The sequence below is a fragment of the Pseudomonas sp. R5-89-07 genome, assembly GCF_003851685.1.
Classification (GTDB): domain Bacteria; phylum Pseudomonadota; class Gammaproteobacteria; order Pseudomonadales; family Pseudomonadaceae; genus Aquipseudomonas.
In genome coordinates this window covers 1,968,564-1,992,760 of sequence record NZ_CP027727.1, presented here as the reverse complement: position 1 = coordinate 1,992,760, position 24,197 = coordinate 1,968,564, and the positions used below count along the sequence as shown (strand labels likewise).

The window sequence follows — 24,197 nt, the reverse complement described above, 5'->3', positions numbered from 1 at the left end:
TGTTGCGCTAGACTAGGCCCATTAGAACCCCCAGTTTTGGATATTTCATATGGTCCAGATGCGCAAATGGCGCCCTTTGCTCAAGCTCGACGAACACTCACCACAAGCGTCCTATCGCAAGATTGCCGAAGGCCTGGTGACTGCAATTGTCGAAGGGCGCCTGCCGCCAGGCACCTTGCTGCCCGGTACGCGGGAAATGGCGCAGTTGCTCGACGTCAACCGCAAGACGGTGATCCTGGCCTACGAAGAAGCCGCTACCAAAGGCTGGCTTATCAGCGAGCCGCGCCGCGGGACGTTCGTCAATGCCCAACTGACGCCCACCCAACTGCCCGGTCGTGCGCCGCAGTCCTTCGCGCCACCCATCCTGGCGCAGCCGGTGCTGCCGTATTTCAGCCATAACGCGCAGGTCACCGCGCTGCGCCATCGGCATGACGCGCTGTTTTTCGACAACGGCACCAGCGACCACCGCCTGCTGCCCCAAGCCGTGTTGCACCGCTACTACCGCAACGCCCTGCGCAACAGCTTTGCCTCCAACACCGTGCGCTACGGCAGCGAGGGCACTGGCTATCACCTGCGCTGCGCCCTCGCCGATATGCTGCGCAGCGAGCGCGGCCTGGCGGTCAACGCCGAGAACATCTGCCTGACCCAGGGCACGCAGATGTCGCTGTACCTGAGCGCCAGCCTGCTGATCAAACCGGGAGACGTGGTGTTGGTGGAGCGCCTGAGTTACCCGCCGGCGTGGGAAATTTTTCGTCAACTGGGCGCGCAACTGGTCACGGTGGATATCGACGAAGAAGGTTGCCGTACGGACCAGATCGATCACTTATGCCAGACCCACAACGTGCGCATGATTTATCTCACCCCGCACCACCAGTTCCCCACCACCGTCAGCCTGCACGCCGCGCGGCGCCAACAGCTGTTGGCGCTCGCCGCGCTGCACGACTTCTGCATCATCGAAGAAGACTATGACCACGAATTCCACTTCAACGGTCGCCCTTACCTGCCGCTTGCCAGTGACCGCGCTCAGCGCCATGTGATCTATGTCGGTTCGTTATCCAAAGCACTTGGCTCGACGTTTCGCTGCAGTTATGTGGTGGCCCCCGCCCAAGTGGTGGAGGCCCTGCACCGCAATGCGGCGCTGATGCTGGGAGACGCCGATGCCATCGCCCAGAAGATGCTGGCCGACCTGATCAATGCCGGTGAACTGAAAAAGCATCTGCGCCGCGTGTCGAAAGAATATCGGATGCGCCGAGAGACGTTGCAAAGCTGTCTGCATGAGTCGCTGGGCAATCGCATTCAGATGCGCGAGCCGGAAGGCGGCCTGGCGCTGTGGGTGCGTTTCGAGAATGAAATAGACGTTGATCAGATGGTAAAAACAGCCTTGGACCACGGGCTGGTGGTGCGCAGCGGCCGGCAATTCTCACCGATGGACCAGCCGGAGAACGCGCTGCGGCTGGGCTTTGCGTCGCTCAACCAGGAAGAAATCCGTCAAGCCACGTTGCGTCTGGCCCAAGCGGCGAACAGCCTTTAGTGCCCTGGGTGTCGTAGGGCGGCAGTTTTTCGCAGGCAAAAAAAAGCCACTCGATTGAGTGGCTTTTTCTTTGAATTGGAGCGGGAAACGAGACTCGAACTCGCGACCCCGACCTTGGCAAGGTCGTGCTCTACCAACTGAGCTATTCCCGCAAATGGCGTCCCCTAGGGGACTCGAACCCCTGTTACCGCCGTGAAAGGGCGGTGTCCTAGGCCACTAGACGAAGGGGACACGCTACTGAAACACATGGTGTGTATTTCAGTGCCCAGAGGCCTCACCCGAAGATGGGGTCCTGGTTTCACTCAGTGCCGCCCGAAAGCCACACTGCTTGTAAATTGGAGCGGGAAACGAGACTCGAACTCGCGACCCCGACCTTGGCAAGGTCGTGCTCTACCAACTGAGCTATTCCCGCATATGGCGTCCCCTAGGGGACTCGAACCCCTGTTACCGCCGTGAAAGGGCGGTGTCCTAGGCCACTAGACGAAGGGGACACACGTACAACATTCACTCCCTACCTCGTTTCGCTGTGTGCTTTACGCTGTAAGTGGCGCGCATTCTATGGATGGATTGAAAGGTCGTCAACCCCCATGGATAAATTTATTTAAATCAATGACTTCGCCACCGTTTACGGGCCCTCACGGGCATTCTGCCCGCCCAAGCCTTGGCGCCTATATTCTGGCGCGTGACAAGGCGTTATAGTTGCCCCAGGCAAATGATGGCAATGTGCACCCATTCACGGAAGACTTACCTATATAGAAGAAACTACCTGGGCAACTGGTCGAACAGCCCTATCCGCCGGATAGCTCAGTCACTACACTCACAGCAAACCCTATAAAGAGGTCACACCGGTGACACCACTCATGATCACCCTGCTGGTAATAGCCGGGATCGCAATACTGATCGCCATTGGCTACATGAACCATGTGGTGGAAAACAATAAGCTGGAAAAGAAGCGTACCGAGATCGAGCTCAATGATCGGCTGCGTCGCTGTGGTGAAATCACCGAGACCTTTCCCGGCCAATTCATGACCCCAGCGCTCAAGCGGTTGCTGACCCGCCTGGAACTCAACGTCAACCAGCGCCTGTTGAACCTCAACAAAGCCAGCGCCCCCCTTAAGGCGCGGGTTGCCGAGCTCAATGCACTGATCGCCCAGGGCGAGTCGATTCCGGTGGCCAACCCACCCGCGCCGATCCAGACCGAAGCCAAGGCCAAGGATGTGCGCTTTTTGCTTGAAGCGCTGCATGGCCAAGTCACCCGCGCAGCCCAGGACGGTTTCCTGCCGGCCAACGAGGCCAAGCACTGGATCAAGGAAATCCGCCATATCCTGGTGCTGCTGCACATCGAGTTCTTCAACAACCTTGGCCAGCATGCCCTGCAGCAAGGTCAACCGGGCCAGGCACGCCTGGCATTCGAGCGTGGCGTGCAGTACTTGCGCAAACAACCGGAACCTGTGGTGTACAGCGCACAGCTGCAATTGCTGGAGTCGCAACTGGCACGCGCCAACTCCACGGTGTTGACCAACAGCCAGCCGGCCGAAGACGAAGTCAACGAGCTGACCGAAGGCCTGAAAGTCGTCGACGCCGATGCCGAATGGAAAAAGAAAGCCATCTACGATTGAGCGCCATTGGCCCGCAATGGGCTGGCTGTTCCTGTGCAGGAGCGAGCTTACTCGCTCCTGCACCCGCCCTGCATAAGGGTGCCATCAGTTTGCATCTATCGCCCCGCCCCCGACTAGCGTAAAAAAGTGCCCCTCACTCCGTGAAGTTAGAGGCCTGCTATGCCTGTCGCCGTGATTGATGGACAACCGCTGCACTATATCGACCAGGGCACCGGCCCGGTCGTTTTGTTGGGTTCAAGCTACCTGTGGGACCGTCACATGTGGGCACCACAGATCGAAGCGCTGTCGCAGCAATACCGGGTGATCGTCCCTGAGCTGTGGGGCCATGGTGAGTCAGGCGCACTGCCCGCGCAGACCACCTCCCTTGACGACCTGGCCCGTCAGAACCTGGCATTGCTGGACCATCTGGACATTCCACAGGTCAACCTGGTGGGCCTGTCGGTCGGCGGCATGTGGGGCGCCCGCCTCGCCCTGCTGGCACCTGAACGCGTCAACAGCCTGGTGCTGATGGACACTCACCTCGGCGCCGAGCCGGTCCCCACGCGCCAGTATTACTTCTCGCTGTTCAAGATGATCGAAGACGCCGGCGCCATCCCGCAGACGCTGCTGGACGTGATCGCGCCGATCTTCTTCCGTGCGAACATCGACCGCGAATCAGCGCTGTATCAGGACTTTCGCCAATCGCTGCAGGGTTTCTCCAGAGAGCGCCTGCTGGACAGCGTCGTGCCCCTGGGCCGCCTGATTTTCAGCCGCGCAGACATCCTCGATCAGCTTTCTCGCCTGGATCGCGATACCACCCTGGTGATGTGCGGTGAGCAGGACAAGCCGCGGCCACCCGCAGAGTCCCAAGAGATGGCCGAACTGATCGGCTGCGCCCTGACATTGATTCCCGACGCCGGGCATATCTCCAGCCGAGAGAATCCGGACTTCGTCAATGAAGCGCTGCTGACGTTCCTCGCCAACAACGCCTGATCCCCTTCCCCACTGGTCGCAGCGCCCGGCTGCGATCAAAGGCGAAAGTGCCCGACCATGCCCTTGAGTTCAGCGCCCAATTGCGCAAGCTCTATGCTCGACGCCGCATTGCCCTGCATGCTCAACGCCGACTGATCGGCACTCGCCCGGATGCTGGTGACACTGCGATTGATCTCTTCGGCCACCGAGCTTTGCTCTTCAGCCGCAGCGGCTATCTGCTGGTTCATCTGCTGGATCAGTGACACCGCCGCTGCAATGCTGCCCAGGGCGCTTTCGGTTTCCAGCGCGTCACTGACGGCCAGTTTCACCAGTTCGCCACTGTGCTGAATCTGCTGCACCGATGACTGTGCCGCGCTGCGCAAGGTGCTGACCAGGCGTTCGATTTCTTCGGTCGACTGCTGGGTGCGCTTGGCCAGGGCGCGTACCTCATCGGCGACCACCGCAAAGCCGCGCCCCTGTTCCCCTGCACGAGCCGCCTCAATCGCGGCGTTCAGGGCAAGCAGGTTGGTTTGCTCGGCGACACTCTTGATCACACTCAAGACCGTGCCAATGTTCTGAATCTCGGCGCTGAGGCTTTCGATACTGGCGCTGGCACTGTTGCTGGATGTCGCCAGCAATTCGATGCGCCGCAAACTCTGGCGCACCACCTGCTGGCCGCTGTCGACCTTGTCATCCGCCGTCTGCGCGGCTTGCGCAGCCTCTTCGGCGTTACGCGCCACGTCGTGCACCGTGGCGGTCATCTGGTTCATCGCCGTGGCCACCTGTTCGGTTTCTTCCTTCTGGCTGCTGACCTCGACGTTGGTCTGCTCGGTGACGCTGGACAAGGAATGTGCCGAGCTGGCCAGTTGCTCGATACCGGCCTGCAACCCGCTGACCATATGGCTCAGACCATTGCCCATCTGCTGCATGGCCTGCATCAGCTGGCCGATCTCATCGCGGCGGCTGACCTCCATGCGCCCGCTCAGGTCACCGGCGGCAATTTGCTGTGCTACCGCAATCACACTGCGCAGCGGCGCCACGATCAAGCGCGTGATCACCCATGCCGCAATCAGCCCCACCAGCAACGCCAGTGCGGATGAACCGATGATCAGCAGCGTGCTTTTGGCCAGTTGCGCCTGCATCGACTGGTCTTCGGCGTCATAGGCCTGGTTGACCCGGCTGACCACCTGATCGGCGCGATCATGCAGTTGTTTGTAAACCACCTTTTCCTGAGCCAGCAGACCGGTGTACTCGCCGAGCTTCTCGCTGAACGAGGCGATGTGCCCGGACACTTCATTGAGCACGGTCTGGTAGCCGGCATCCTTGACCGAGGTTTTCAGTTGCTCGGCCTGAGCCAGCGCCTGGTCGGCCTGTTCGATCTTGCCCTGCTCGGCCTCGTCCGCGTCGGCCTTGCGGCTCTGATCCAGGCGCAGCCGCGCTTCGTTCATCGCCTGCAGCATCAGCCGCGACACCTGGCTCACCTGCCCCGCCTGCTCGATAAACTCGGCGCCTTCCTTGCCCTGGCTTTCCTTCAGGCCATAGGCGCCATCGTCGGCCAGGCCGGCCTGCAACACATCGAGGTTATTGGCCACGCTGGACACCGACCAACTGGCCATCTCCAGGGCCAGATCCTTGGCCTGGGTCAGTTCGACAAACTCGTCGAACGCCTTGCGGTAGGCGCCCAGGGCTTGTTCCACATCGGTCATTACCGGCACGTTGGCAGCGGACTGTGCCTTGAGACTGACCGCCAGCGCGGCCAGCGCGTCGACGCTTTCGTGCAGCGCGTCAACGGACTTGGGGTCGGCATGCAGGGCGTAATCCTGTTCGATCAGGCGCACCTTGAGCAGGCCGCTGTTGAGCGAAGACATCTGCTTGAGGCCGTCGAAGCGCTGGCCAACGGTTTGCAGGGACCATACGCCAATGGCCGCTACCACTGCCGTCAGCAGCAGCACCAGGGTAAAACCCAAGCCCAGTTTTTTTGCCATACCGAGGTTGGCGAAACGTCGTTGCGCGGCCGAAATCATTGCACTTGAGTCCTCTTGCAATGGCAGATGCCATAAACCCGCTTAACCAGCAGCGAGATTCGCAACCGCGGGGCATTGAACACAAGTCGTTGGCGCCACAATAATGGCAAAAAGCTACATGCCCGTCGTTTTCAGAATGGTGGAGGTCGATCTGGCCGGCCCCAGGGCACGAAATAGCGCCAATGCGCGCTGATCCGCCGCATAGGCCACGTTGATGCGCAGCCAATCGCTGCCTTCACCCGTCGGGTGGAACAACGCTCCCGGCGACAACAACACGCCAAGCCTGCGGGCACACGCCTGCACGCGCGAAGCGTTTTGCGCACCAGGTCGCGCCCACACGAACATGCCACCGGCAGGTACCGCGAACACTTGCCATTCTTCATCCTCCAGCACCTGCAGGGTGGCGGCCATCTGCATATTCAGGCGCTTGCGCAGGCGCTGCACCCACTTGCGGTAGGTGCCGTTGGCCAGCAAGGTCGCCATCATCGCTTCGGCAAACCGCGAGGTACCGATGCCCGTCAGGGTCTTGAGGTGAACCAGCTGCGCGATGATCGCTGCGCCGGCGCTCAGGTAGCCTACGCGCAAGGCGCTGCTCAGCGTCTTGGAGAAACTGGAGACATAGATGACGCGGTCATCGTGGGGCAACGCCGATAACCGCGTGCAACTGGCATGTTGCAGGTCACCGTAGACGTCCTCTTCGATAATCAGAAAATCCTGGCTGCATGCCAGCGCCAGCAAACGCTCGGCCACCGCGCGGCACAGGCTGGTGCCGGTAGGGTTGTGATAGAGGCTGTTGATGAATAGGCATTTGGGACGATGGCAACGCAGGTGCGCCTCCAGCACTTCGATATCCGGGCCGCTACGCGTGCGAGGCACTTCCAGCAACGTGACGCCATGAAACGCCAATTGCCGATAGAGGTTGCCGTACCCAGGAGTCTCGACCACCACTGTATCGCCCGCCTTGAGCAGCGTGCGTATGAGCAGGTCCAGGGCATGGCTGGCGCCGTGGGTGGTGAGGATGCATTCCAGACTGCTGGGCACGTGAATCTGGGTCAGGCGCTTGAGCACTTGTTCACGCAGGGCCGGCAGCCCCATAGGCGTGCTGTAGTTGAACAGGCCCGCGGTGTCGGTGCGGCTGACTTCGCGGATCGCGTAGCTGATGTCATCGCTCTCGCGCCAGGCGTCCGGCAGCCAGCCACAGCCGAGCTTGAGCTCGCCCAACGGACTGTCGGTAAAACTGCCCCACCCTTGCTCGGCGCCTTCATACCAGGGGTTTTCCTGAGTGATCGCGGGCTGTGCCACCACGAACCCCGAGCCTTTTTTCGAGGCTAACAGACCCTGGGCCACCATCCGCTCGAATGCCTCGATCACGCTGGACTGGCTCAGCAGGTTGTCGAGGGCCACTTGCCGGACGGACGGTAAGCGCGTGCCGGGGCTCACCCCGTTTTCGCGAATCCATCCCGCGACTGCGCTGATGATTTGCTGCACCACCGGTACTGGGGCTTGTCGATCAATCCCTAAATCCATGAGCCACTCACTTCAACTGTTTGTTATTCAACCCAAACAGTTAAGCACAGAAGCCCGATAAAACCCGTCTTCAACTTTTATTAAAGTGTTGATTTTATTGGGTTTTTTACCTAATGACACACATTCGGTCGCGGCTTTTTGCCAGCTATGGAAACACCCCACAACCCCCCAGTCCTTTTCGAGCGGGTTGCAGTGTGAAGTCTTAAATCGCCGTTGCACCGCCGTCCACCGCCAGGGCCTGGCCGGTCGTGAAGGCCGCACCGTCGCTGCACAGATACAAAACAGCACTGGCGATTTCCTCGACCTTGCCAATACGCCCCACCGGGTGCATCGCCGCCGCAAATTCGGCCTTGCGCGGGTCAGCTTCATAGGCACGGCGGAACATATCGGTATCGATCACCGCCGGGCAGACGGCGTTGACGCGAATTTTCTTTTTCGCATACTCGATGGCTGCCGACTTCGTCAGGCCTATCACCGCGTGCTTGGACGCCGCATAAATACTCATTTTCGGCGCCGCGCCCAAACCTGCTACCGAAGCCGTGTTGACGATGGCTCCCCCGCCCTGGGCCAGCAACACCGGCAGTTGGTACTTCATGCACAACCACACACCTTTGACGTTGACGCCCATGATGGCATCGAACTCATCCAGACTGCCGTCAGCCAGCTTGCCCTTCTCGATCTCGATCCCGGCATTGTTGAAGGCATAGTCCAGGCGCCCGTAGGCAGCGACGGTCTGCGCCATCAACTGCTGCACATCCGCCTCCAGGGTGACGTTGCAGCGCACGAACAACGCTTCGCCACCGGCTTGCTGAATCAGCGCAACAGTGCCTTCGCCGCCCGCCATATCCAGATCAGCCACCACCACTTTCAAGCCTTCGGCGGCAAACGCCAGCGCGGTAGCGCGGCCAATACCGGCAGCGGCGCCGGTCACCAGGGCGACCTGGCCGGAAAACGTCATGCTCATGGGGAATGTCCTGTGGGTTAATAGCCGTCGAGCGAGTCTAGCCAAGGACGGGAGCGACGCGTCAGCATTATCAGAAGGCCGGTTGGCGCTGCATGAGTCTGGGTGATAAAGCACACCGGCAGACTATCAAGGCTGTCTATCGGCAAGCATTCGCGTAGAGCGAACAAACTTGCTCACAGGCCGTTCCTTGTCTATCACTCCTAGTTCATTTCTAAAGAGTTGCCGCCATGACTGCCCACACCAACCGCCAGTTCCTGCTTGCCAAACGCCCGGTCGGAGCGGCCACGCGGGAAACCTTCACCTATCAGGAAGTGCCGGTGGGCACGCCACAGGACGGGCAAGTGCTGGTGCGCAACGAGTACCTGTCCCTGGACCCCGCCATGCGCGGCTGGATGAATGAGGGCAAATCCTACATTCCACCTGTGGGCCTTGGCGAAGTGATGCGGGCATTGGGCGTGGGCAAGGTGATTGCGTCCAACCACCCGAACTTTGCGGTCGGCGACTACGTCAACGGCGCCTTGGGCGTGCAGGATTACTTCCTGGGCGAGCCGCGCGGTTTCTACAAGGTCGACCCGAAGCTGGCGCCCCTGCCCCGCTACCTGTCCGCGCTGGGCATGACCGGCATGACCGCCTACTTTGCGCTGCTGGAAACGGGCGCGCCCAAGCCTGGCGAGACCGTGGTGATCTCCGGCGCGGCCGGTGCGGTAGGCAGCATTGCCGGGCAGATCGCCAAGCTCAAGGGCTGCCGCGTGGTGGGCATCGCCGGCGGCGCCGACAAGTGCAAATTCCTGGTGGACGAATTGGGCTTCGATGCCGCCATCGACTACAAACACGAAGATGTACCCGCCGCCCTCAAGCGTGAGTGCCCCAAAGGCGTGGATGTGTATTTCGATAACGTAGGCGGCGATATTCTCGACGCAGTGCTCAGTCGCCTGGCGCTGAAGGCGCGAGTGGTGATTTGCGGGGCCATCAGCCAGTACAACAACAAAGAAGCCGTGAAAGGTCCGGCCAATTATTTGTCACTACTGGTCAACCGGGCACGCATGGAAGGCTTTGTGGTGATGGATCACGCGGCAAACTTTGCCGCGGCCGGACAGGAGATGGCCGGCTGGATGGCGCAGGGCAAGCTCAAGAGCAAGGAAGATATCGTCGAGGGGCTGGAGACGTTTCCAGAGACGTTGATGAAGCTGTTCAACGGTGAGAACTTTGGCAAGCTGGTGCTGAAGGTCAGTTGATACGCGACAGATAAATGTGGGAGGGGGCTTGCTCCCCGATCGCGGTGTGACAGTCAGCACATGTATTGGCTGGTCCACCGTCATCGGGGGCAAGCCCCCTCCTACATTCAGTATCAGGCGATTTCGGCAACCACTGCTGCCAACGCCTTGGCCGGATCGGCCGCCTGGCTGATCGGGCGGCCAATCACCAGGTAGTCGGAGCCCGCATCGAGCGCCTGGCGTGGCGTCAAAATACGGCGCTGGTCGTCCTGGGCACTGCCCGCCGGGCGGATGCCTGGGGTCACCAGTTGCAGCGCCGGATGCGCGGTCTTGAGCGCCTGGGCTTCCAGTGCCGAGCAGACCAGGCCATCAAGGCCGGCTTTCTGCGCCAGGGCGGCCAGGCGCAATACCTGCTCCTGTGGCTCGATATCCAGGCCGATGCCGGCCAGGTCTTCGCGCTCCATGCTGGTCAGCACGGTCACGCCGATCAGCAGCGGTTTGGGCCCGCTGCGCTGTTCCAGCACTTCACGGCAGGCATTCATCATGCGCAGGCCACCGGAGCAGTGCACGTTGACCATCCACACACCCATCTCGGCCGCCGCCTTGACCGCCATGGCGGTGGTGTTGGGAATATCGTGGAATTTCAGGTCCAGGAACACTTCGAAGCCTTTGTCACGCAGAGTGCCGACGATTTCCGCCGCGCAACTGGTGAACAATTCCTTGCCGACCTTGACCCGGCACAGCGCGGGGTCCAACTGGTCAGCCAGCTTCAGTGCGGCGTCACGGGTAGGGTAATCCAGGGCGACGATGATAGGAGTCTGGCAGACGGGCATTAGAATGGGCTCTCAGGCAAGTCGAAATCGGCGCGGATTGTAGCGCAAGCGACGCCGTTGCGGGATCCGATGATCGGTAAATGCTGATTTCGGCGTGGATTGGCGCGGGTTTACGGCCATTGTTTCAAAGCCGATACATTCATGACATGCGCCCAACACGCCCCACCGCTAGCCTCGCCAGCATGACCGACCGGCCAGCACTTCCAGCCATGGGGCTGGGCGCCTATGCTGACCGTAACAATCAGGCAGATGACCGCACTATGCATACTCCTTCCGTCCCGGTAAATGACGAGCACACAGGCGCGGTGATCGCCGACGACAAGCGCTGGAACACCCGCGCGCTGATCGTCGATGATGATGTGCCGATTCGTGAACTGCTGATCGACTACCTGGCGCGCTTCAATATTCTCGCCACGGGCGTCACCGACGGCGCAGCGATGCGCCTGGCCATGCAAGCCGAAACCTTCGATGTGGTGGTGCTCGACCTGATGCTGCCGGGCGAAGACGGCCTTACCTTGTGCCGCTGGCTGCGGGCTGAATCGGACATTCCAATCCTGATGCTCACCGCCCGCTGCGAACCCACCGACCGCATCATCGGCCTGGAACTGGGCGCCGACGACTATATGTCCAAACCCTTTGAGCCGCGCGAACTGGTGGCACGTATCCAGACCATCCTGCGTCGGGTGCGCGACGACCGCACCGAGCAGCGCGCCAACATCCGCTTCGACAACTGGCGCCTCAACAGCGTGTTGCGTCAGTTGGTGGCCGACAACGGCCTGGTGGTGCCGCTGTCCAACGCCGAGTTCCGCCTGCTCTGGGTATTCATCGAACGTCCGCGCCGGGTGTTGAGTCGCGAGCAATTGCTGGATGCCGCCCGCGGCCGCTCCATCGAAGCTTTTGATCGCAGCATCGACCTACTCGTGTCGCGCCTGCGCCAGAAACTGGGCGACGACCCCAAGGCTCCCCAACTGATCAAGACCGTACGCGGCGAAGGCTACCTGTTCGACGCGCGGGATATCGGTTGATGCGTGCCCCCGTCAATACGTTGTTCGGGCGGCTGTTCGGCGTGTTGCTGGTGGCCATCGTGCTGGCGCATCTGCTGGCGTTCTTCTGGTTCCATCATTACGGCCCACCGCCACCGCCGCCGCCGCAGGAAACCTTCGTCGAGCAGCCGGACGGCTCGATGAAGCCCCTGGTCAAGCACCATCGCCCCTGGTTCGGTGGCCCGGTGGTGCCGCTGACGTTTCAGTTCATCTCGCTGATCATCGCCGCGTGGTACGGCGCCAAGCTGTTGAGCCGGCCGATCCAGCGCCTCAGCGCGGCGGCCGAGCGCTTGAGTGTCGACCTCGACAGCCCGCCGCTGGACGAATCCGGGCCTCGCGAAGCGCGCCAGGCCGCGTCCACCTTCAACCTGATGCAAAGGCGCATCCGCGAACAGGTCAGCCAACGCGCACGCATGCTCGGGGCGGTCTCTCATGACCTGCGCACCCCCCTCTCGCGGCTGAAACTGCGCCTGGAACAGATCGAAGACACCAGGCTGCAGGGGCAAATGCGCCAGGACCTGGACGACATGATCGGCATGCTCGATGCCACCCTGAGCTACCTGCACGAACAGCGCACCAGTGAGACCCGCCATTGGCTCGACGTGCAGGCGCTGGTGGAATCCCTCAGCGAAAACGCCCAGGACCAAGGCAGCGACGTGCAGTTTGGCGGCACCTGCGCGCCGTTGCAGGTGCAGCCGATGGCGTTGCGCTCGTGCCTCAACAACCTGATCGACAATGCCCTGCGCTATGCCGGCTCGGCGCGCGTGGAACTGGCGGACAGTCGCGGGGCCTTGGTGATCCGCGTAATCGATCACGGCCCCGGCATCGCAGCTGAGAAGCGCGAAGCGGTGTTCGAACCGTTCTTTCGCCTGGAGGGCTCGCGCAACCGTAATTCCGGCGGCGTCGGCCTGGGCATGACGATTGCCCGGGAAGCGGTCGAGCGCCTCGGCGGCCACCTGAGCCTGGAAGATACGCCAGGCGGCGGTTTGACCGCAGTGATGTGGCTGCCGAGGGCTTAAAGCGGCTTGTCTTCGCGCCGCGCCTGGGCCTGGGTCGCGCTCCAGTCGGTCAACAGGCTGTAGGCCACCGCGAGTAAGGTCGGCCCGATAAACAGGCCGATAAAGCCGAACGCGATCAAGCCGCCGAACACCCCCAGTAGCACGATCACCAGCGGCAGGTTGCCGCCACGGCTGATCAGGTAGGGCTTGAGCACGTTGTCCACGCCACTGATGATGAAGGTGCCCCATACGCCGAGGAACACGGCGTAGGTGTAGTCACCCTTCCAGGCCAACCAGGCCGTGGCCGGGATCCACACCAGCGGCGGGCCCATGGGAATCAGGCTGAGCAGGAAGGTGACGCCCCCCAGCAGTAAAGCGCCAGGCACGCCGGCGATCAGGAAGCCGATCAGCGCCAGCACGGCCTGGGCGGCGGCCGTGCCGATCACGCCATTGACCACCCGCTGCACCGTACCGGCCACCAGTTCGATGTAATAACCGGCGCGGTCGCCGATCAGACGCTCGAGCAGACGGTGCACGAACATCGCCAGGCGCGGCCCGTCGCGGTAGAAAAAGAACACGAAAACCAGGCTCAAGGTCAGCTCGAGAATGCCACCGCCGATTTGCGCGCTGCGCGCCAGCAACCAATTGCCGACCTGGCCAAGGTAAGGCTTGATGCTGAGCATCAGCGCCGCGCCCTGTTGGTCGATGCTGTCCCAGGTCGCCACCAGCCGCTCACCGATAAACGGAATCGAGCCGAGCCAGGCGGGCGCATCGGGCAAACCGTCGACCTGGATGTCCTTGATCAGCAACACGGCGTCGCGCACATGGTCCGCCAGGTTGAACCCCAGCCACACCAGCGGCAGCGCTACCAGCAACATCCAGCCCAACGTCAGGATGCCGGCCGCCAGCGATTCGCGACCGCCCAACCCACGTGTCAGCAGTACCATCAGCGGCCAGCTGGCGAACGCCAGCACCGCGCCCCAGAACAGCGCCGACCAGAACGGCGCCATGACCCAGAAGCTGGCGCCAAACAGCACCAGCAGCAGGATTTGCACCAGCAGGCGATCGTTATTGAGCATCAGGTATCTCGAAAAAGAGTCTGTAGGAAGAGAGCTTAGGCGAACGGCGCAGGTCCGTTCGCCCTGTGGCACCTAGCGTATCAGATGCACGTGCAGGCCTTCAGCGGTGCCGGTGCCGGTTTCCAGGCGCGCGGCGCGAACACCATTGTCGATCAGGCCCTGGCGCCAGGCTTCGGGATTGGCTCCGCTCAGGCTGACGCGCAACGTGGTGTCGAGGTTCAGCCCGCGGGAAATCAAGGTCAGCCAGGTGGTATCGGGCTCGGCGCCCAGCGCAGGAAAGTCCAGCTCGCCGGTGCTTTTCAACTCTCGCAACAGCGTTGCCGAAGTGGGCAAAAGATTGCCCAGTGGCGTGCTGGTGTCCAGTTGTTCGACATGCAGATAGGCGCGGCGATTGCCACGGGTGATGCCATACAGCGCCACCAGCGAGTTGTCCTGCGGAGCCGCCAGACGCAACAGCAGATACTCCTGCTGGCCATCGGCCCCCACCAGCTTGGCGTTGCCGAACACTTCGTTGGCCCACAGGCTGCTTTCGCCACAATCGCGGGCCTGGCACCAGAACAACAGCTGCGCGCCCTTGGCCTGCAGGGCTTCGCGGGTGGCGGTAAAGGCGGCGCTGGAGCTGTGCTCGGCAGGCAGTTCGTAGGTGATCGCGGTGGCTTGGCCACGGGCGGTGGCCTGGCCTTCGGAGCGCAATTGGCCGCTGATCTTGCGGATCGCGCCCATGGGGTAGATGCGCTCCCTTTCCTCAGCGGGGCGATAGTCGACGATCTGCGCGTCCACCTGGCGGGCAATGCCTGGTAAATCCTGGCTTCCCGGCACATCGGCGGCGAACACGAGCGGGCTGAAACAGCACAGCCCAAGGGCACGGATACAGCCTTTAGCCAGGCTCATCGGATCAGTGAGTTCCGGCCATGGAGGTTCGCAGCGGTTTTAACATGGTTCATGGTTGACTCCCTTTCAATCCGCCCAGCCTCGGCAGTTGACCGCGCCAAGTCAAGGCGCGGAGAAGAACCGATTGAAACAGTCTGCAACAAGAACCGCGCCGGCCTCGTCATTCAGGTGCAAATGATGACCACCCGGCAGCGTCGTTACGCTAAAGGGTAGCTGTGAAAGCAATTCGGGATGTTTCGCCAACATGCCGTCAGCCGCCACCACCAACTGCGTCGGGCAAGCCACTCGTCGTACGAAAGACATGGCTTGTTCATCGGTCAGACGCACCGGCGACGCCAAGGTCAAGCGACTGTCGCTGCGCCAGGTATAGCCACCCGGCACCGGCATCAAACCGCGCTGGGCCAGCAGTTCGGCGGCTTCGCGACTGACCGCGACGAGGCCATGCATCCGCGCCTCGACCGCTCGATCCAGGCTGGCGTAGACCGGCTTGCGCTTGCCCCGCAGGCTCAACTGCTCCTGCAATGCCCTGCCCATGCGCTCGGCCGCGTTCTCGCCGCTGGCGGTCGGCGGGATCAAACCGTCGATCAAGCCCAGGTGCGTCACGCGCTCGGGTAATGCTCCGGCGAGCACCAGGGAGACGATCGCGCCCATGGAATGGCCAAGTAATGCAAAACGTTGCCAGCCAAGTTGCTCGGCCACTTGCAAGACATCGTGCACGTAATCCCACACGGCATAACCCGCCCCCGTCGGACGATGCGCCGAATGCCCGTGCCCGGCCATGTCCAGCGCGACGATACGCAACCCGTGCAGCTTTGGCGCCAGGCGCGCAAAGCTGTTGGCGTTGTCCAGCCAACCATGCAGGGCAATGACCGGCAGACCGTCTTCAGGCCCAAACAGATGCGCGGCCAACTCGATATGCGGCAGGCTCAGGCGCACTTCTTCCACGGGCGCGCTCATGCGCAACTGCGCTCATGGGCTTGCCAGCGGGCAAACAGATTCTTGATCAAGGTGGCGGTGTCCTGGGGTCGCTCTAGGGGGAACATATGGCCGCCGGGCATGGTGAGCAGTTCACCCATGGGCAGGCGACCGACGCCGCTGGCATGGTGACGCATCACCACACGGCTCTGACGACCGCGCACCACCGCCAGCGGTACTTTCAACTGGCGCACCTGGCCGGGGCTGGTGTGGGGCACGCCCCGATAGATGCTGATTTCCGTTGCCGGGTCGAAGCGCAAACGCAGGCGGTCGCCCACTTGCAGCAGGCCATGTTGCAGATACGCGTCAAAGCACTCGGGATCGAAACCACGAAACAGGGTCTTGCCGGCGAAGTAAGCGCGCGCGGCCGCAAGGTCAGTGAATTCTTCACGACGGCCCAGGGTGCGGCCGGCTGGGGTCAGCCGGTCGATGAAGCCCAGGCGCTTGGCGGCGCGGATCACCCAGCGATCGGCACGGGTCAACACGGGAGAGTCCAGCATGACTACCCCGCGGTACAGCTGCGGGCAGCGCATGGCGGCATGCAAATGCAACACACCGCCCAGGGAGTGACCGACGCCCCACACCGGCTCCGGCTGCTGTTGCAGATGATGGATCAGTTCGTCCACCAGGTTCTGCCAGTTATCGTCCACCGGAAACCTGGGGTCGTGACCGTGCTGTGGCAGATGCGCCACGGCATATTCGGGAGCCAGGGCGGCAAACAACTTGCCGTAGGTGGCCGACGGGAAACCATTGGCGTGGGCGAAAAACACGTGCTGCGACATACCGGATCGCTCTACAAAGACAGACGTCGATTGTCACCATGCCTGGCGGTTACGGCAATGACCGTAACCGCCAGGAATGATGACACTCACGCCACGCCTATCGCGCCGGTGGCTGCTCGCCCAAGGGCACCACGGCCATGGTCAAGCGCGATATGCAGCTGGCCTTGCCCTCGTCGCTGGTCAAGCGGATGTCCCACACCTGGGTCGTGCGCCCGATATGAATGGCCTTGGCCACCGCCGTTACTCGGCCGCTGCGCACACCGCGCAGGTGATTGGCGTTGACCTCCAGGCCCACGCAATAGAACTTGCTGGCATCGATGCACAGGTAGGCCGCCATGGAGCCCACGCTTTCGGCCAGCACCACGGAGGCGCCGCCATGCAACAGGCCGTAGGGCTGATGGGTGCGGTGATCCACCACCATGCTGGCGGTGAGGGATTCGTCGTCGAAGCTTTCGAAGCGAATGTCCAGCAATTCACCGATGGTGTTTTTCTGGATCGCATTGAGGTGTTCGATATTCGGTTGCGTGCGCCACAGGCTCATATGGGGTGTCCTTGTTGGTTTTATTACGGCCCTAATCCTGCCATAGATATAGCACACGCACCGTATCGATATAGCCTATGGATTGTGCACCCTGACCAGGCTCATAAGCCCCGCCAACGGGAAATCCCCTTCCAGTTCCGCCAGGCTGGCGGTGTACATCGGCTGCGGCTGACGCGGGTGCCCGTGCTGTAAAAAGCTGATCAGGCTGCCCACCAAAGGTTGATGACTGACCAGCAGCACGTTGTCATCAGTATCGAGTTTTTCCAGCACCTGCGCCGGATTGCCCTCAGGCGTCAGCCACGGCACCGTGCGAATCTCTGGCGCGAAGCCCAGGACTTCGCGAACCAGATTCGCCGTCTGCTGTGCCCGCGCATACGGGCTCACGATGATGGCACTGAGCGGCTCGCCGATCAGGTGCGCAGCGCTGCGTAACACTTCGTCCCGACCGTGCTCGGTGAGGTTGCGCTCGGCGTCGGTGCGGGCATGCGCTTGGGCTTCACCATGGCGCAGGATCCACAGCTTCATAGCTTGGGCTCTTCATCGCGCACCGGGTGCGGCGCTGGCGGCACGCTATGGGCGGCTTCGCCTTCCGGTGCACGCGGGGTAGGCCAATCGGCGAACGGCCAGGGTTTTTGTTCGGTGTGGAAGCTGCCGAAGCGTCCGATCTGCGCCAGGAACTGGCTGAGGCTGTCGCCGAAGTTCATCAGGCCCAGGTTCGGCGCGCCGTAGATCAGCCGGTAAATCAACTGCACCACTACCAGGGCGCCGAGCAGGAACTGCGCCACCTGCCACACCAGCGCAAACACCAGCATCCACAGGATGCGCAGCACAATGGACTCATACTTGGGGGCTGCTTTCGAATCGTTCATGCCGCGTTCCTCAGTTGAAACCGCTGGTGGAAATAAAGTCGACATCGGTTTTGGGCTCGGCGCGCATCAACAGCTCGATGACCTGGCTCAAGGTGCGCCCTTCAAACAGGATCGCGTGCAGCCCGGCGACCAGCGGCATGTACACACCGACCTCCTGGGCCTTGGCCTTCAGCACTTTGAGGGTGTTGACCCCTTCGGCCACTTCGCCCAGGCGTGTCACGGCCTCTTCCAGGCTCAGGCCCTGGCCCAGCGCGAAACCGACCTGATAGTTACGGCTTTTGGGCGACGAGCAGGTGACGATCAGATCGCCGACGCCCGCCAGGCCCAGGAACGTCATCGGGTTGGCGCCCTGGTTCACGGCAAAACGGGTCATTTCCGCCAGGGCGCGGGTAATCAGCATGCTCTTGGTGTTTTCGCCCATCCCCAAGGCCACGGCCATGCCGGCGATAATGGCATAGACGTTCTTCAACGCCCCGCCCAGCTCGACGCCAAAGCGATCGGCACTGGCGTAGACGCGGAAGGTGCGGCCATGCAGCACTGCCTGGACGCGCTCGCACAGGGCCTCGTCTTCACTGGCGACCACCGTGGCGGTGAGCGCATGCTCGGCCACCTCCCGCGCCAGGTTCGGCCCCGACAGCACGCCAATGCGCGCCTGAGGTGCGATTTCTTCGAGGATTTCGCTCATCAGCTTGAACGTCTGCGCCTCGATGCCCTTGGTCAGGCTGACCAGCAGCTTGCCCGCCAGGCGTTCGGCGTGGGGTGCCAGCACCGAGCGCAAGGCGCTGGAGGGCAGCGCGACAAAGCACAGGTCGCAGGCCGTGAGGGTTGCCAGCAGGTCGGTAACGGGCTCGACCGCCGGATGAATCTTGATGCCTTTAAGGTAACGCGGGTTTTCCCGGTGCACGCGGATGGCCTCGGCCTGCTCGGGATCACGCATCCACTGGCGCACCGCATGGCCGTTCTCGGCCAGCAGGTTAGCCACGGCGGTACCAAAACTTCCGCCTCCCAGGACCGCAATAGGGCGCTGTTCAGTCATATGCAATCCGTTAATCCATACCAGTGGCGATGGCGGCATTATACGGGGCGACCCGCTTGCGGCCAGCCCCCGCGTAAATTCGTGCGCTTGTCGGAAAATGCCACACTTGAGCGAAGTAATTGCAAGGCTGACGACTGGCAAAAGGCCTCACCTCAGTTAACATGGGCGGCTATCCGTAATTATCAAGGCCGTGCCGTGTATCTGGGCCCTCCTCCCCGCTCGTTCCTGCTGTTGTTGCTGGCCTGCAGCGCCAGTGCGTCGGCCGACGACCTGTTTCTCGACAGCCAACCGCTGCCGCAGGTACTGACCGCCACCCGCCTCAAGCAATCGGCCGCTGCGGTGCCCGGCAGCATGACCGTGATCGACAGCGAGTTGATCAAGGCCAGCGGCGCGCGTGACATTGCCGAGCTGTTGCGCCTGGTACCCGGGATGATGGTCGGCTACACCACCGGCAACCAGGCGGCGGTGAACTACCACGGCACCAGTGCCAGCGATGCCCGGCGCATGCAAGTCTTGATCGATGGGCGCTCGGTGTACCGCGCAGGCCTGGCCACGGTGGACTGGAGCGATATTCCGGTTGCCATGGAAGACATCGAGCGCATCGAGGTGTTCCGTGGCCCCAACACCGTCAGCTACGGCGCCAACGCGCTGATGGCGGTGGTCAATATCCTCACCCGCTCGCCGGCCAACAGCCACGGCACGCGGGTGAAGGTTATCCGGGGTGAACGCGGGATCAACGATGTCTATGCCAGCCAGGGCGTGGGCTGGGAAACCGGTGATCTGCGCCTGTCGCTGTCCGGGCAGGAAGACGATGGTTTTGACAGCGACGCCGCCGGCGCCGACCGCCGTGACGGCCGCCGTCTCAGCCGGTTCAGCCTGGCGGTCAGCCAGACGTTGAATGCGCAACAGAGCATCGACTGGCAACTGGATGCCAAGGAAGGGACCAATCAGCGCCCCTATACCTACGCTCCAGTATTCGCCGGGATTACCGAGGGCGGCACCAATTCCGACGCCACCGCCAAGGATTATGCGGGCTCGATGCGCTGGAACTTCGACTTCAGCCCCGAGCACAGCCTGTACATCCAGGGGTCGGCTCAGCAATGGGACCGTCGGCAGATCTGGAAAGCCTGTGACGCCAAGGTATCGTTCAGTCCCGAATTGACCCAGTTGTGGCAGCTCAACCCCAACTACGCCGAACGGCTGGCGCGGCACATGGATCAATTCAGCCAGGGCAGCGCCCCACCCGGAAGCGCCGCCGAGCAAGCGTTGGGCAACCAGGTACTGGACCAGTGGCGCAACGGCGCCAACCAGAGCGTGTGCGGCGATATCGACCAGAGCGCCAAGGAAAGCCGCTACGACCTGGAGGTGCAAGACACCTTCAGCCTTTCCGACAGCCTGCGCCTGGTCAGCGGCATGAATTACCGCTACGACCGCGCCGACTCCGACACCTACTTCAACGGGACGCTGGACGACACCACGTGGCGCCTGTTCGGCCACCTGGAATGGCGGGCCAGCGAACACTGGCTGCTGCAAGGCGGCGCGATGTACGAAGACACCCACTTGAGCGGTAATTCGCTGACGCCTCGCGTGGCGGTCAACTACCTGATCAACCCGCGTCATGGCCTGCGGGCGGTGTACTCCGAGGCGATCCGCTCACCGGACATGTTCGAGAACAACGTCAACTGGAGCTACCGCGTCACCAACCTCAGCTCACCCACCTATGGGCAGAACTCCGGGCAATATTTTGTGGTGACACGCGGGCCGGGCAACCTCGATAAAGAGTTGATGCGCTCGCGAGAACTGGGCTACAACGGCTTCTTTGCCGACCTCGGGTTGAATGTCGACGTGAAGCTGTTCTATGACGAAATCACCGACATGATCAGCTCGCCGTTGCGCAACAACCAATATATCGCCAGCAACGCCAACAGCGCGCGCTTTACCGGTGCAGAATCACAGTTCGACTGGCGCGTGAGCAACGCCGACCGCCTGCGCCTGACCTACGCTTACGTCGACGCGAGTTCCAGCAACCCACTGGACAAAGCGCAGACCGCGCGCAACAGCGGCTCGGCCGGCTGGCTGCGTGAATGGGGCCACGGCTGGTCCAGCGCCTTGTTCTATTATGGTGATGACGCACTCAATGAGTATCGCTTCGAACGGGTCGACCTGCGGGTGGCCAAGCGCATTGCCCTGGGCAAGGCCAACGTGGAGCTGGCCGGCATGCTGCAGCAACGCCTGGATAACCAGCCAACCACCTGGCCCGACAACAACTATGACCATCGCCATGTGCTCTACTTCAGCGCGCAGTTAGAGTTCTGACATGGGCGACCCGTCACGGATGACCTTCCCTGTTGTTTCGCGGCTGTGGCGGCGCGGCCTGCTGCTGGCGTGCCTGCTGCTCGCGAGGCCCGTGTGGAGCGCCGACATTCTGTTGACCGCTGCCGAGGACGGTGCCGGTGTCCAAGCCTTTACCCAGGCCCTTATCGAGCAGCGCCCCGAAGACCATGTCTCCTTCACCCTGCTGAAAAACCTGCCCGCACCAAGCCAGTTGCCCGCCAATACCCGCCTGATTCTGCTGGACCTGCCCGGCCTTGACTGGCGCTTGCAGGATACGCAGGGCCCACCGACCCTGGTGCTGCGCATCAGCCGCCTGCAGGCCCACCAACGCCTGGGTGGCGCCCACCCGGCTAAAATCAGCCTGTTGTGGAGCGACCCGCCGCTGGCGCGCCAGTTGCGCCTGATCGCCAGCATCTTGCCCCAGGCCCGGCGTATTGGCGTGTTGTACGGTGCCGACAGCGAATTCCTGCTGCCCGAGCTTGACCAGTATGCCGCGCCGCTGGGCCTGGAAATCGTGTCCCAACGCTGGGACAACACCAGTGACAGCCGCCCCCTGCAAGCCCTGTTCAAGAACAGTGATGTGCTGCTGGGCCTGGACGACCCGCAACTATACAACCCTAAAACCGCAAAGAACCTGCTGTTGAGCAGCTATGCCCAACAACTGCCGCTGGTGGGCCCCAATGCCGGGTTCGTGCGGGCCGGCAGCCTGGCCAGCACCTACAGCGACCAGTCCGACTGGCTCGCCGTGCTCGATCGCCTGCTGGACCATCCGCCGGCCAGCTGGCCGCGCACGCTCTACCCGGAACACTTCAAAGTCGTGGGCAACCCGCAAGTTGCGCGCTCACTGGGCATCGAACAGGTCGACGAAGCTGCCGTCGCCACCCGCTTGGCCGAAGGAGATCAACGCCCATGACCTTGCGCCGTCGCTGGGACATCAATACCCGCACCCAGCTCATCACCCTGGGTCCCGCGCTGTTGCTGACCTTGCTGTTGATCAGCTTCTTTACCTTCGTGCGCATCCAGGACTTGCGCCAGGAACTGGACCACACCGGGCAGTTGATCGCCAACCAACTGGCGCCTGCCACTGAGTACGGGGTTATTTCCGGTAACAACGATGTGCTCGACACCCTGCTGCGCGCGACCCTGGCCACCCCCCACGTGCGTTTCCTGGAGATTCAGGACAGCGCCGAAAATATTCTGGTGTACGTCGAGCAGCCGTCGGAGAAACATGACCGCTCACTGTCGGTGAAGGTGTTCCAGGCTCCGATCCGCTTGCAGCACATCCAGCTGGGCAATGACTTTTTCCAGGACAACCTCAACGAATCCAAGGCGCCACGCGCGGACTACCTGGGCCGGGTGATCGTCGGCATGTCCAACGACGCGTTCAGCCAACGCCAGCAGGAAATCCTGTTCAAGGCCGGCATTCTGGCGCTGTTCGCACTCTTGTTTACCTTCCTGCTGGCGCGACGCCTGGCCGCCAGCCTGTCGCAGCCAATCAGCGCCATGGGGCACGCGGTAAAAGCCATCCAGCAGGGCGATTACACGACACCGCTGCCGATTGTCGACGACTCCGAACTGGGCGACCTGTCGCGGCACATCAACAACCTGGCCGCAGGCCTCAACCAGGCCAGCCGAGAACAGCAGCAGGCCATGGCGCAGTTGATCCAGACCCGCGAGGAAGCCGAGCGCGCGAACAATGCCAAGTCGGACTTCCTGGCGATGATGAGCCATGAGCTGCGCACGCCCATGAATGGCGTGCTGGGCATGCTGCAGTTGTTGGAAACCACCGAAATGACCGAAGAGCAGACCGAGTACGCGGCGTTGGCCTCCGAGTCCACCGAGCACCTGCTCAAGGTGATCAACGACATCCTCGACTTCTCGCGCATCGAACGCGCCGCGCTGGAGCTGGAACATATTTCCTTCAACCTGGCGGACCTGATCAGCAGTTGCGCCCAGGCGTTCCAGCACAGTGCGCAGCAGCGCGGGCTGGCTCTGGAGCTGCCGATTCCATCGGGCATGGAAGCCCTGCGGGTGCGTGGCGACCCGACGCGTATCCGGCAAATTCTGGTGAACCTGATCGGCAATGCCTTGAAGTTCACCGAGCACGGTACCGTGCATGTGGAGCCCCACTGGCAAACCCTGGACCATGAACTGCTGTGGTTTACCTGCACCGTGCGCGACAGTGGTATCGGTATTTCCGCCGAGCGCCTGGAATTGATGTTCGATGCGTTCCAGCAGGCCGACAGTTCCATTTCAAGACGTTACGGCGGTACCGGCCTCGGCCTGCCGATCGCCCGTACCCTGGCCGAACGCATGGGCGGCACCCTGCGCGCCCAAAGCGAAGAAGGCCGGGGTTCGGTGTTCACCCTGGAAATTCCGTTGGCTCTCGACCAACAAAGCTTGCCTGCCATCACCCCGGACGCCGCAGGCAAAACCAGTGCGGGCGACGGACGGCACATACTCTTGGTGGAAGACAACCCGGTTAACCGCACCGTGGTCGAAGCCATGTTGCGCAGCCTGGGCTTTGAAGTCAGCCTGGCCACCGATGGCTCCGAGGCGATCCGCAGCGCCGAAAGCCTGATCTTCACGGCCATCCTGATGGACTGCCGCCTGCCAGTGATCGACGGCTACGAGGCCACCCGGCAAATCCGCCAACTGCCCGGCTGCGCCGATCTGCCGATTATTGCCCTGACGGCCAACGCCTTGCAGGGCGATCGCGAGGCCTGTCTGACCGCTGGAATGAACGATTACCTGGCCAAACCGTTCAAACGCACGGATTTGCAGCAAATCCTCGAGCGCTGGGTGCATTAGCTGTCGTGGCTAAGCCAAGTCCGACTGGCGTGGAAGACGAAAGTGCGGCAGTCTTAGGCACCCAAACGGGCTGATAAACAGGTCCGGTTTAACATTTCAGTGAACAAGTGTACATTGAGTACCTTGACGCTGTGACTTTCACTACAACGCAATAGTCTATGTGTAGGCTACCGCT

At 62.1% G+C, this 24,197-nt stretch carries 21 protein-coding genes, 4 tRNA genes and 1 pseudogene; 9 read left to right on the top strand and 17 right to left on the bottom strand.

The features are described from left to right. Nucleotides 1-49: 49 nt before the first annotated feature. Nucleotides 50-1,531 (top strand): PLP-dependent aminotransferase family protein, encoded by a 1,482-nt coding sequence (locus tag C4J94_RS09240; RefSeq protein WP_124385865.1) that lies wholly within the window; start codon nt 50-52, stop codon nt 1,529-1,531. Nucleotides 1,532-1,607: 76 nt separating this feature from the next. On the opposite strand, the gene C4J94_RS09235 is transcribed toward C4J94_RS09240, so the two are convergent. From C4J94_RS09235 to C4J94_RS09220, 4 genes are all read right to left on the bottom strand, one after another. Beyond that, nucleotides 1,608-1,683, bottom strand: a tRNA-Gly gene (locus tag C4J94_RS09235). A gap of 3 nt (nt 1,684-1,686) precedes the next feature. Then, nucleotides 1,687-1,762 (bottom strand) — tRNA-Glu (locus C4J94_RS09230). 105 nt (nt 1,763-1,867) lie between these two features. Further along, nucleotides 1,868-1,943 (bottom strand) — tRNA-Gly (locus C4J94_RS09225). 3 nt (nt 1,944-1,946) lie between these two features. After that, a tRNA-Glu gene (locus tag C4J94_RS09220) sits at nt 1,947-2,022 on the bottom strand. A gap of 357 nt (nt 2,023-2,379) precedes the next feature. Between C4J94_RS09220 and C4J94_RS09215 the strand changes: the two genes are divergently transcribed. Then, a complete protein-coding gene (locus tag C4J94_RS09215) occupies nt 2,380-3,150 on the top strand; it encodes a hypothetical protein (protein WP_124385864.1) in 771 nt (256 codons plus the stop codon). A gap of 159 nt (nt 3,151-3,309) precedes the next feature. Then, nucleotides 3,310-4,122, top strand: coding sequence for an alpha/beta fold hydrolase (locus C4J94_RS09210; protein ID WP_124385863.1), 813 nt, complete (start codon nt 3,310-3,312; stop codon nt 4,120-4,122). 35 nt (nt 4,123-4,157) lie between these two features. Here the strand turns inward: C4J94_RS09210 and C4J94_RS28100 are convergent, their stop codons facing one another. From C4J94_RS28100 to C4J94_RS09195, 4 genes and pseudogenes are all read right to left on the bottom strand, one after another. Further along, complete coding sequence (locus C4J94_RS28100) at nt 4,158-5,000, bottom strand: methyl-accepting chemotaxis protein (protein ID WP_372240894.1); 843 nt, start codon at nt 4,998-5,000, stop codon at nt 4,158-4,160. Between the two features lie 18 nt (nt 5,001-5,018). Further along, nucleotides 5,019-5,243 (bottom strand): annotated as a pseudogene (locus C4J94_RS28095) (HAMP domain-containing protein); the annotation flags it as partial. A 996-nt stretch (nt 5,244-6,239) separates the two neighbouring features. Continuing rightward, on the bottom strand, nt 6,240-7,652 hold the full coding sequence (locus C4J94_RS09200; protein ID WP_124385861.1) for a PLP-dependent aminotransferase family protein: 1,413 nt from the start codon (nt 7,650-7,652) through the stop codon (nt 6,240-6,242). Between the two features lie 202 nt (nt 7,653-7,854). Continuing rightward, nucleotides 7,855-8,616: an SDR family oxidoreductase gene (locus C4J94_RS09195; RefSeq protein ID WP_124385860.1), complete on the bottom strand. Its 762-nt coding sequence runs from the start codon at nt 8,614-8,616 to the stop codon at nt 7,855-7,857. A gap of 227 nt (nt 8,617-8,843) precedes the next feature. Here C4J94_RS09195 and C4J94_RS09190 point away from each other — a divergent pair, with 227 nt between their 5' ends. Beyond that, nucleotides 8,844-9,851, top strand: a complete 1,008-nt coding sequence (locus C4J94_RS09190; RefSeq protein WP_124385859.1) for an NADP-dependent oxidoreductase — start codon at nt 8,844-8,846, stop codon at nt 9,849-9,851. Nucleotides 9,852-9,964: 113 nt separating this feature from the next. On the opposite strand, the gene pyrF is transcribed toward C4J94_RS09190, so the two are convergent. Then, the gene (gene pyrF, locus C4J94_RS09185) at nt 9,965-10,663 is read right to left on the bottom strand and encodes an orotidine-5'-phosphate decarboxylase (protein ID WP_124385858.1); all 699 of its coding nucleotides are present in this window, start codon (nt 10,661-10,663) and stop codon (nt 9,965-9,967) included. Between the two features lie 209 nt (nt 10,664-10,872). Between pyrF and C4J94_RS09180 the strand changes: the two genes are divergently transcribed. Continuing rightward, the gene (locus C4J94_RS09180) at nt 10,873-11,688 is read left to right on the top strand and encodes a response regulator (protein ID WP_372240893.1); all 816 of its coding nucleotides are present in this window, start codon (nt 10,873-10,875) and stop codon (nt 11,686-11,688) included. Continuing rightward, the gene (locus C4J94_RS09175; RefSeq protein ID WP_124385856.1) at nt 11,688-12,725 is read left to right on the top strand and encodes a HAMP domain-containing sensor histidine kinase; all 1,038 of its coding nucleotides are present in this window, start codon (nt 11,688-11,690) and stop codon (nt 12,723-12,725) included. Before C4J94_RS09180 ends, C4J94_RS09175 begins: the two co-directional genes overlap by 1 nt. On the opposite strand, the gene C4J94_RS09170 is transcribed toward C4J94_RS09175, so the two are convergent. The 8 genes from C4J94_RS09170 to C4J94_RS09135 all read right to left on the bottom strand — a co-directional run bounded on the left by C4J94_RS09170 (nt 12,722) and on the right by C4J94_RS09135 (nt 18,877). Then, nucleotides 12,722-13,783: an AI-2E family transporter gene (locus C4J94_RS09170; RefSeq protein ID WP_124385855.1), complete on the bottom strand. Its 1,062-nt coding sequence runs from the start codon at nt 13,781-13,783 to the stop codon at nt 12,722-12,724. The genes C4J94_RS09175 and C4J94_RS09170 overlap by 4 nt on opposite strands. A 72-nt stretch (nt 13,784-13,855) precedes the next feature. Continuing rightward, complete coding sequence (locus tag C4J94_RS09165; RefSeq protein WP_124385854.1) at nt 13,856-14,674, bottom strand: DUF4892 domain-containing protein; 819 nt, start codon at nt 14,672-14,674, stop codon at nt 13,856-13,858. A gap of 102 nt (nt 14,675-14,776) precedes the next feature. Beyond that, entirely contained in the window at nt 14,777-15,631 is an 855-nt protein-coding gene (locus tag C4J94_RS09160) for an alpha/beta hydrolase (protein ID WP_124385853.1), read from the bottom strand. Then, nucleotides 15,628-16,431, bottom strand: coding sequence for an alpha/beta fold hydrolase (locus C4J94_RS09155; RefSeq protein WP_124385852.1), 804 nt, complete (start codon nt 16,429-16,431; stop codon nt 15,628-15,630). Before C4J94_RS09155 ends, C4J94_RS09160 begins: the two co-directional genes overlap by 4 nt. A 97-nt stretch (nt 16,432-16,528) precedes the next feature. Then, nucleotides 16,529-16,972 (bottom strand): hotdog fold thioesterase, encoded by a 444-nt coding sequence (locus C4J94_RS09150; protein WP_124385851.1) that lies wholly within the window; start codon nt 16,970-16,972, stop codon nt 16,529-16,531. Between the two features lie 75 nt (nt 16,973-17,047). Then, complete coding sequence (gene sixA / locus C4J94_RS09145; RefSeq protein ID WP_124385850.1) at nt 17,048-17,497, bottom strand: phosphohistidine phosphatase SixA; 450 nt, start codon at nt 17,495-17,497, stop codon at nt 17,048-17,050. Beyond that, a complete protein-coding gene (locus tag C4J94_RS09140) occupies nt 17,494-17,841 on the bottom strand; it encodes a DUF4389 domain-containing protein (RefSeq protein WP_124385849.1) in 348 nt (115 codons plus the stop codon). Before C4J94_RS09140 ends, sixA begins: the two co-directional genes overlap by 4 nt. Nucleotides 17,842-17,851: 10 nt before the next feature. After that, the gene (locus C4J94_RS09135; protein ID WP_124385848.1) at nt 17,852-18,877 is read right to left on the bottom strand and encodes an NAD(P)H-dependent glycerol-3-phosphate dehydrogenase; all 1,026 of its coding nucleotides are present in this window, start codon (nt 18,875-18,877) and stop codon (nt 17,852-17,854) included. A gap of 195 nt (nt 18,878-19,072) precedes the next feature. Here C4J94_RS09135 and C4J94_RS09130 point away from each other — a divergent pair, with 195 nt between their 5' ends. The 3 genes from C4J94_RS09130 to C4J94_RS09120 are packed head-to-tail and all read left to right on the top strand — an operon-like array spanning nt 19,073 to nt 24,022. Beyond that, on the top strand, nt 19,073-21,193 hold the full coding sequence (locus C4J94_RS09130) for a TonB-dependent siderophore receptor (RefSeq protein ID WP_177413446.1): 2,121 nt from the start codon (nt 19,073-19,075) through the stop codon (nt 21,191-21,193). Nucleotide 21,194: 1 nt separating this feature from the next. Beyond that, a complete protein-coding gene (locus tag C4J94_RS09125) occupies nt 21,195-22,124 on the top strand; it encodes an ABC transporter substrate-binding protein (protein WP_124385847.1) in 930 nt (309 codons plus the stop codon). Next, nucleotides 22,121-24,022 carry an ATP-binding protein gene (locus C4J94_RS09120; protein WP_124385846.1) on the top strand — a complete coding sequence of 634 codons (1,902 nt, stop codon included), beginning with the start codon at nt 22,121-22,123 and terminating at the stop codon, nt 24,020-24,022. The genes C4J94_RS09125 and C4J94_RS09120 overlap by 4 nt, the downstream gene beginning before the upstream one ends. Nucleotides 24,023-24,197: the final 175 nt, after the last annotated feature.